The organism is Corallococcus sp. AB032C (genome assembly GCF_003668935.1).
Taxonomy (GTDB): domain Bacteria; phylum Myxococcota; class Myxococcia; order Myxococcales; family Myxococcaceae; genus Corallococcus; species Corallococcus exiguus.
The window spans coordinates 1-7,936 of record NZ_RAWP01000197.1; the positions used below are offsets into that span (position 1 = coordinate 1).

At 71.9% G+C, this 7,936-nt stretch carries 5 protein-coding genes and 1 pseudogene; 1 reads left to right on the forward strand and 5 read right to left on the reverse strand.

Annotated features, from left to right (window positions below; all coding sequences use genetic code 11):
• The 3 genes and pseudogenes from D7X99_RS40785 to D7X99_RS40795 form a co-directional block, all read right to left on the reverse strand.
• Nucleotides 1–1,432 (reverse strand): annotated as a pseudogene (locus D7X99_RS40785) (hypothetical protein); the annotation flags it as partial.
• A 164-nt stretch (nucleotides 1,433–1,596) separates the two neighbouring features.
• Nucleotides 1,597–1,863: a GlsB/YeaQ/YmgE family stress response membrane protein gene (locus D7X99_RS40790; protein ID WP_121782445.1), complete on the reverse strand. Its 267-nt coding sequence runs from the start codon at nucleotides 1,861–1,863 to the stop codon at nucleotides 1,597–1,599.
• 109 nt (nucleotides 1,864–1,972) lie between these two features.
• Entirely contained in the window at nucleotides 1,973–2,707 is a 735-nt protein-coding gene (locus D7X99_RS40795) for a 16S rRNA (uracil(1498)-N(3))-methyltransferase (RefSeq protein ID WP_121759281.1), read from the reverse strand.
• 121 nt (nucleotides 2,708–2,828) lie between these two features.
• Between D7X99_RS40795 and D7X99_RS40800 the strand changes: the two genes are divergently transcribed.
• Nucleotides 2,829–3,824, forward strand: a complete 996-nt coding sequence (locus tag D7X99_RS40800; protein ID WP_158627159.1) for an asparaginase — start codon at nucleotides 2,829–2,831, stop codon at nucleotides 3,822–3,824.
• Nucleotides 3,825–4,057: 233 nt separating this feature from the next.
• On the opposite strand, the gene prmA is transcribed toward D7X99_RS40800, so the two are convergent.
• Entirely contained in the window at nucleotides 4,058–4,924 is an 867-nt protein-coding gene (prmA, locus tag D7X99_RS40805) for a 50S ribosomal protein L11 methyltransferase (protein ID WP_121782447.1), read from the reverse strand.
• A gap of 76 nt (nucleotides 4,925–5,000) precedes the next feature.
• Entirely contained in the window at nucleotides 5,001–7,604 is a 2,604-nt protein-coding gene (locus tag D7X99_RS40810) for a pitrilysin family protein (protein ID WP_121782448.1), read from the reverse strand.
• Between the last annotated feature and the right edge of the window lie 332 nt (nucleotides 7,605–7,936).

Here is a 7,936-nt window from a genome sequence, read left to right on the forward strand (position 1 = left end):
GGGCAGGGGCGGGCGAGGCTTCCATGAGGGACACTCCCGGAGCGGGCGCCGGGGACGTCGCGTAGGCCGGCGTCTCCAGCGGAGGCAGGATGGCCGGGTCCTCCATGACGGGAAGGCCCGGAGCGGCGTCCCGGCGAGACGGACCGGAGGCCTGCGCGGGAGCATCCATCAAGGGCAGGCCGGAAGTGGCCTGCGGTGCATCCCAGTGCTCGGCGGCCGACGGTCCGGAGGCGGGCTCCCGGCGGGGAAGAGCGGACGAAGCTGGCTGAGAGGCCCCATGGGGCAGACCGGAGGCCTGCGCGGGCGCATCCATGCGGGGCAGGCCGGGAGAACCCTGCGCGTTGCCACGAGGCTGGCCGGAGGCGGCCTGAGCCTGCGCGGGCGCGTCCATGCGGGGCAGGCCGGGAGAACCCTGCGCGTTGCCACGCGGCTGGCCGGAGGCGGCCTGGGGGCGCGAAACGTGCGGCTCCGTGCCGTAGGCCGGCGTGAGCGCTGAGCCCGGGCGGGGCTCCGTGGAGGACACCGGAGGCTGCGCGGCGCGAGGCACGGCGACGCCAGGATTCTGGAAGCCCGGCTCCGACAGGGCCGCGGTGGGCGCGGCGCGCGAAGGCACGGCGGCCATCGGTGCCACGCCTGGAGGCGGCGCGGCGGGACGCGGAGGCTGCACGGCGCCAGCGGGCGCGTTCCCCACGGGAGGCGTGGCGCGAGGAGGCATGGGAGCCGCAGCCCGGGGAGCTTGCTGCGCGGGAGCCCGGACCGCCTGACCCTCCGCGTGCTGCGCGGGAGCGCGATCGGCCTGGGCAGGGCGCGCGGCCGGAGCCGCCGCGCGAATCGTCGCATCCGCTTGGGACGCATCCGCCTGGGGCGCGGCAGGGCGCGCGGCCGGAGCCGCCGCGCGAATCGTCGCATCCGCCTGGGGCGCGGCAGGACGCGCGGTCGGAGCCGCCGCGCGAATCGTCGCATCCGCTTGGGACGCGGGGGCCGGCGCGGGGCGAGCCGCGGGCCCTGGATTGGGCGCACGCACGGGCCCATCCATCGGCGGCACGGCGGCGCGAGGCGCGGCGGCCGGAGCCTGCGCGGGCGGGCGGGGCGCTGCTGCGCGCGGCGCGGCGGACGGCACCGGCGCCATTCCCGGACGAACCGACGGCGTCATGCCCGGCGGGGTGACAGGGCCGCGAGGCGCCTCCAGCGCGAAGGCCGGCGTGCCGCGCAGCGTCTCCGGCTCCAGCGGTTCGCTGTTCAGCGTGATGGGGTCGTCGCCGCCGGCGTCCTGGGCCATGCGGTCCCCGGCCTTGCGGCGATCGATGTGGATGTCGCGGTCGAGCAGGCTCGGGAGGGGGGCCACCGCGGGTGGGCGCGCGGCATTGGCGGCGCAAGCGGGGCAATCTCCGACCGGCGGCAGCGAGGCGCCGCACTTCAGGCACTTGGACAACGCATCCTCCCAGTGACGCGGACAACCGTCGCCATGAAAGGCCGCATTCAGGCCTGTAGCAAGAAAAGGACAAGCCCCCGCCGGTCCCTCGCCCGAGGAACCGTCAGGGGCTCGTCAACGCCATGCAACCCGCCCCGGAGGACGGTGCGTATGGGCGCCTCACGCTAGGCGTGGACGCGGCGCCGTCCCGCTGCTCCCACCAGGAGAAGCACGATGATCGATCCCACGACCGACATGATGATGCCGGAGGCATGCAGGTCGAACAGCCGACCGTTGCGCTCGAAGAGCGAGCCGATGAGGCCGCCCAACAGCGAACCCACCATGCCCAGCAGCGTCGTGGCCACCAGCCCCATGCTCTGCTTGCCCGGCAGGATGGCCCGGGCGATGAGTCCCGCGATGAGGCCAATGATGATGAATGCGATGATCCCCATGAGAGTCTCTCCCGTGTGAGGGACCCGCGAGGTCCCGAATGGCAGAAACGTAGGAATCACCACACGAATCCGTGACCTGGGATGCAGGGAGGGGCTGTCTGCTCGACTGCTAACCGAGCGACCCGTCCAGGTGCTGCATCACCGCGAGCGCCGCGAGCGCCGCCGTCTCCGTACGCAGGATGCGCGAGCCCAGCGTCACCGGTCGCGCGCCCAGCCCCCGCAGGCCCTCCACCTCCTCGCGCGCGAGCCCGCCCTCGGGACCAATCACCACCGCCACTGGCGTCCCCGCGGCCACGCTCCGGAACGCCTCGCCCAGCGGCACCGCGGACTCCTCTTCGTCCAGCACCAGCAGCAGCGTGCCCGGCGTCAGGGCACGCGCCGCGTCCAGCAGCGGACGGGGCGGATGCACCACCGGCACATCATCGCGCCGGCACTGGCGCGCGGCCTCCTCGACAATCTTCGCCCACCGCTGGGTGCGCTCCTCGGCGCGCTTCGGCTCCAGCTTCACCACGCTGCGCGCCGTGGCCACGGGATGGAACGCGGTGGCGCCCAGCTCCGTGCCCTTCTGCAGCACCAGCTCCAGCTTGTCCCCCTTGGGCAGCCCCTGGAGGATGCTCATCTCACGCGCGGGCGGCGTCACCCGAACGGCCCCCAGCACCAGCCGCACGGACTCCGCGTCCAGGCCGGTGACGCGCGCCTCGAAGGCGCGGCCCTTGCCGTCGAACACCTCCAGTGCGTCGCCGTCCTCCAGCCGTAGCACGTGGACGAGGTAGTGGCGGCGCTCGCCTGTGAGCGTCACGTCGGCGGGGGCGGGGTCGGGCAGGGGAACGAAGAGGCGGACCACGGCGGCTTCCTTGAAGGGGAGGGCGCCTGGAGGATAGCCCTCCATGCGTCCAGGGTTCGTCTTTCCTCAACCCGCGAGCGCCCGGCCGTGTCCCGTTCCTGCTATGGCGCGCCCCACGCCCATGGCCACCCTCGTCATCGAGTCCACCCGCTCCGGCTTCGTCGAATCCCTCCACACCGTGTCCGTCGCGGTGGTGAGCGCGGAGGGCACGCGCGTCGCGTACGCGGGCGACCCGGAGCGCGTCACCTTCTGGCGCTCGGCGGCGAAGCCCTTCCAGTCGTTGCCCATGGTCCAGGATGGCGCGGCGGATCGCTACGGCTTCGGCCCGCGCGAGCTGGCGCTCTCCTGCGCGTCCCACTCCAGCGAGCCCGTGCACCGCGCCCTCGCCATGCAGATGCTGAGCGCCTCAGGCTGCGAGGAGCGCCACCTCGCGTGCGGCCCGCACCCGTCGCTGTCGCCCGCGGTCGCGGAGGAGGCCCTCAAGGCGGGCATCGTGCTCACGCCCCGGTGGAACAACTGCTCCGGCAAGCACGCGGGGATGCTCTCGCTGGCGCGGCATCACGGCTGGGACGTCCAAGGCTACGCCAGCGAAGGACACCCGGTGCAGGAGCGCATCCAGGACGAAATCGCCAAGTGGACGGGCCTGCCGAGTGACGCGCTGGTGAAGGCCGTGGATGGCTGCCTCGCCGTCTGCTTCGGCCTGCCGCTCAGCGCCATGGCCACCGCGTGGGCCCGCTTCGGCGTCTCGGAAGCGCCCGCCGCGCGCCGCCTGCGGGAGGCCATGCTCGCGCACCCGGAGCTGGTCGCGGGCAAGGGCCGCGTGTGCACGGACCTGATGACGGCCTTCCAGGGTGAGGCCGTGGTGAAGATTGGCGCGGAGGGCGTCTACTGCGCCGCGCTGCCCCGGGCCCGCCTGGGCGTGGCCATCAAGGTGGAGGACGGCGACGCCCGCTGCGCCGCGCCCGCGCTCCTCGCCGTCCTGCGCCTCATCGCGGAGCAGCAGGGCCTGTCCCTGCCCATGACGGGCCTGGAGCACCACGCGGAGCCGCGCATCCTCAACACCCGGAACGAAGTCGTGGGCTCCCTGCGCGCGGCCGGGACACTCGCGTTCACTTGAGGCCCGCTGTAGCGCGGAAGGTCACACGCGCCGCGCTCCCCGTAACCTGCCCCGCTACAACCGCGCCCGTGTCCCTTGGAACTCCGAGGCCTCAGCGGCAGGCACGCGGACTGCAATGTCCGCCAGGCACACGGCGGGACTCGCGAGGTCCTGACGCCAAGGGGGAAAGCCTCGCGAGTCCAGATGGGGTCGGGTAAGCGAACCACTCTTCGCTGCCCGACCCCCTCTTGTTTCTAGCGCTTCAAGTCGATGCGCACCCACTCGCCCTGCTGCGCGCCCTCCATCACGGTGCACCCCAGGTTGCGGTAGGCGGCCTCCACGTCCACGCGCTGGTGCGCGAGCACGCCGGCCAGCACCAGCCGGTCCTTCGCCTTGGGCACGATGAGGGGCGCCAGCTCGATCAGCGTGTTGGCCAGGATGTTCGCGAGCACCAGGTCGAAGGTGCCCGGCACCTCCGTCAGCTCGCGCCCGGAGATGTCCAGGTCGGGCGTCTGGTTGTCGGTGCAGTTCTCCTGGGCCAGCTCCACGGAGACGGGGTCGTTGTCGGTGCCCACCACGTGGCCCGCGCCCAGCTTCTTCGCCGCGATGGCGAGCACGCCCGTGCCGGTGCCCACGTCCAGCACGCTCGCGCCCGGGTGCGTGGACATGAAGTCATCCACCGCCGCCAGGCACAGCGACGTGGTGGGGTGGTCTCCCGTGCCGAAGGCCATCTTCGGCTCGATGACGAGCTTCACCTTGTCCGCCGGCGCGTTCACCACGTCCCAGGGCGGGCCCACCCACAGGCGGCCCACCTGCACGGACTTGATGAGCGACTTCCACTCGTTGCTCCAGTCCTGCTGGGGCTGCTCGTCCAGGGACAGGCGCGCGTTGGGGTGGCTCTCCGCCACCGCGTCGCGGGCTTCTTCCGCGCTCTCGCGGTCCTCGAAGTAGGCGACGACGATGGACTCGCCCTTCGTGGGGGCGCGCACGCCCGGCATGGTGGGCGTCTCCGTGTCGCGGACCTCCAGGCCCAGGGCGCCGGCCTCATGGAGGAGGTCCTGGAGGATTTCGGAGGCCTCCTCCGCGATATCCACGGTGAGTGACAGGTAGGTCTGGGACATGGCGCCCCTTCTACCGCACCCGGTGCGGCGTGGAAGCGCCGTCGTCGTGACGCTTCCACGCTCGCGATGGGAGGACCTACGGCCCGACGACGGACATGGCCATGCGGTCGAAGTCGATGACCCGGCGGGCCACCTCCTGCACGTCCTCCGCCGTCACCTTCGCCACGTGCTCGGAGTAGTGCAGGAAGTTGTCCAGCCCGATGCCGTAGCAGGTGTCCAGCGCCAGCAACGTCGCGCGGGCGCTGTTTCGCTGCAGGTCGATTTCATACGCCCCGATGATGTGCTGCTTGGCGCGCTCCAGCTCCGCGGCCGGAATCGGCTCGTCGCGGATGCGCTGCAGCTCGCGGCGCATGCCCTCCACCGCCGCCTCCACCTTCTCCGGGCTCGTGCCCATGTAGACGGCGAAGTAGCCGGGATCCAACCCGTCCATGGAGAAGCTGCTCACGCTGTAGGCCATGGAGCGCTTGTCGCGCAGCTCGATGAAGAGCCGCCCGCCCTGGCCGGACAGCACCGTGGACAGCACGTCCAGCACCACCCGCCACGGGTCGCCCAGCCGCGCCGCCTGGAAGCCCATCACCAGGTGCGTCTGCGCGCGCGCGAGCACCTTCTTCTCCGTGCGAGGAGCGGACGGAGGCGCTTCCGGCCGCACCTGCTTCGGGGCCAGCGCGCCGCCGCGCGACCTACCGAAGTACTCGTTCGCCAGCGCCCGCACCTGATCCACGTCCACGTCGCCCACCACGCTGAGCGTCATCTGCGACGGGTCCATGTACGACCGGTGGTACGCGCGCAGCTGCTCGGGCCCCAGGGCCTCCACGGACGCCTTCTCGCCCATCATCGACAGGCGGTACGGGTGCTCCTGGTAGAGCGTGCGCGAGAACAGCTCGAACGCCAGGCCTGACGGCTTGTCCTCGCGGGTGAGGATGTCCTGGAGCAGCAGCGCGCGCTCCCGCGCCACCTCCTCCTCGCGGAAGGCGGGGTTCACCAGCACGTCCGCGAACAGCCGGAAGCCCTGCTCGAAGTAGCGCGACAGGAAGTCCGCCTTCACGCTCACGGAGTTGCGGCCGCCCTGGCCGGTGAGGTTGCCCGCGTACAGGTCCGTCAGGTGGGAGATGTCATCCGCGCTGAGCGTCGTCGTGCCCTTGGTGAGCGCGCGGCTGAGCAGCGTGGTGATGCCGTTGTCCTCGGGCGTCTCGTAGCGCGCGCCGCCGATGAACGCCGCGCGCATGGAGAACAGCGGCACGTGCGGCTCCACGCGGATGATGAGCGTGGCGCCGGAGGGCAGCTTCTCCTGCACCACCTCCGAACGCGCGGACGCGATGGCGCTCCGGGCCGGACGCGGCGGGGCCTCCGGGGGAGGCTGCTTCGCGGTGCGCTCCGGGGGCGTGAGGCCGGGGCTCTTCGCCGCTTCATCCAGCGCGGCGTGCACCAGCGCCTCCGTCAGCTCCGCGGCGGGAGGCACCAGCGCGGTGACGACGGCGTGCTCCAGCCGCAGGTACTTCTGGGCCACGCGGCGCAGGTCCTCCGGCTTCAGGTTGCGGATGTTCTCCAGGTAGCGGGCCTCCGACTCCAGGCCGCCCGGAGACGTCTGGTAAGAGCCCAGGTTGCGCGCGGTGCCCTGCACCGTCTCCTTGCGGTAGACGGACTCCGCCTCCACCACCGACTGGATCGTGCGCAGCTCGTCCTCGGGCACGACCGTGGTGCGCAGCGCCTCCAGCACGCGCGCCGTCTGCGTGAGCGCCTTCAGCGACTGCGCGGGCGGCAGCGTCAGCGACACGGAGAAGATGCCCGGGTCCTTGGGCGTGTACGCGGACGCGTGCACGTCGTTGACCAGGTGCTGGCGGCGCTTCACCTCGCGCACCAGCCACGACGAATTGCCCTGGCCGGCGAGCATCGCCAGCACGTCCAGCGCGGGCACGTCCGGGTGCTCCAGATCCGGGATGGCGAAGGACAGGTGCAGATAGGCCTCCTTCACGTCCTCCGTCTGGATGAGCACGCGGCGGCCCGTGGACGGCGGGTCGCGAGGACGCTCCACCGGGCCCGCGTAGGGACGGCCCCAGTCACCGCCGAAGATCTCCTCCACCCACTGGCGCAGCTCCGCCTCGTTCAGGTCGCCCGCGACGGAGAGCACCAGGTTCCTGGGCGTGTAGTGCCGGTGGTAGAACTCCAGCACCTTCTCGCGGGTGAAGCTGCGCACGCTCTCCTCGGTGCCGATGACCGGCAGCCGGTAGGGGTGCGTCTGGAACGCGGCGGTGAACAGCCCGCGGGACGCGCGGCGCGACGGGGAGTCGTAGCTGCGCTTGATCTCCTCGCATACCACTTCGATTTCGCGCGCCAGTTCCTCCTTGTCGAACGCGGAGCGGCGCACCGCGTCCCCCAGGATGTCCAGGCCCGTGCGGGCGAACTGGCTGGCGATGACGATGTGGTAGACGGTCTGGTCGAAGGACGTCCAGGCGTTGATTTCGCCGCCGTGCGCCTCGATGTCCCGGGCGATTTCACCGGGCCCCCGGCGCTCCGTGCCCTTGAAGAGCATGTGCTCGTGCAAGTGAGCGAGTCCGGCCTGGTCGGGCCTTTCGTCCGCGCTGCCGGCCTTGACCCAGACCTGGAAGGCCGCGACCTTGGCGGCGTGCTGCTCCTCGAAGACGACGGTGAGCCCGTTGGGCAGGGTGTAGCGGATGGCCATAGGAGTGGTCCGAAGCTGTCATCCCCTGCCGAGGAGAGGCAAGGCGAGGTGTGATGTTTGCTCCATTGGCTAACGTCCCGCCCCCTCCACGTCGAGCGGACCGTGCCGTCCGCCTCCCACCAGGCAGGCGAAGCGGCGCGGTGTCCATCGCGTAACTGGTGGAAACCCCCCGTGGCCGGTAAATTGGGACGCGCACATGCCGTCTCCCCCGGACGAGGCGGATCCGCTCGCGGACCTGAAGGAATTGTTGGATGACGGCGACGCCCTGGTGGCGGCGCCCGCTCCGGCGCCCCCCAGGCCACTCGCGGTTCCCAGGCCTCCCCCCTCCGCGC

Excerpts from the sequence above, each read along its gene's own strand:
- D7X99_RS40810 (WP_121782448.1), bottom strand. The coding sequence starts at position 7,604 with ATGGCCATCCGCTACACCCTGCCCAACGGGCTCACCGTCGTCTTCGAG.
- prmA (WP_121782447.1), bottom strand. The coding sequence starts at position 4,924 with ATGTCCCAGACCTACCTGTCACTCACCGTGGATATCGCGGAGGAGGCC.
- D7X99_RS40800 (WP_158627159.1), top strand. The coding sequence starts at position 2,829 with ATGGCCACCCTCGTCATCGAGTCCACCCGCTCCGGCTTCGTCGAATCC.
- D7X99_RS40790 (WP_121782445.1), bottom strand. The coding sequence starts at position 1,863 with ATGGGGATCATCGCATTCATCATCATTGGCCTCATCGCGGGACTCATC.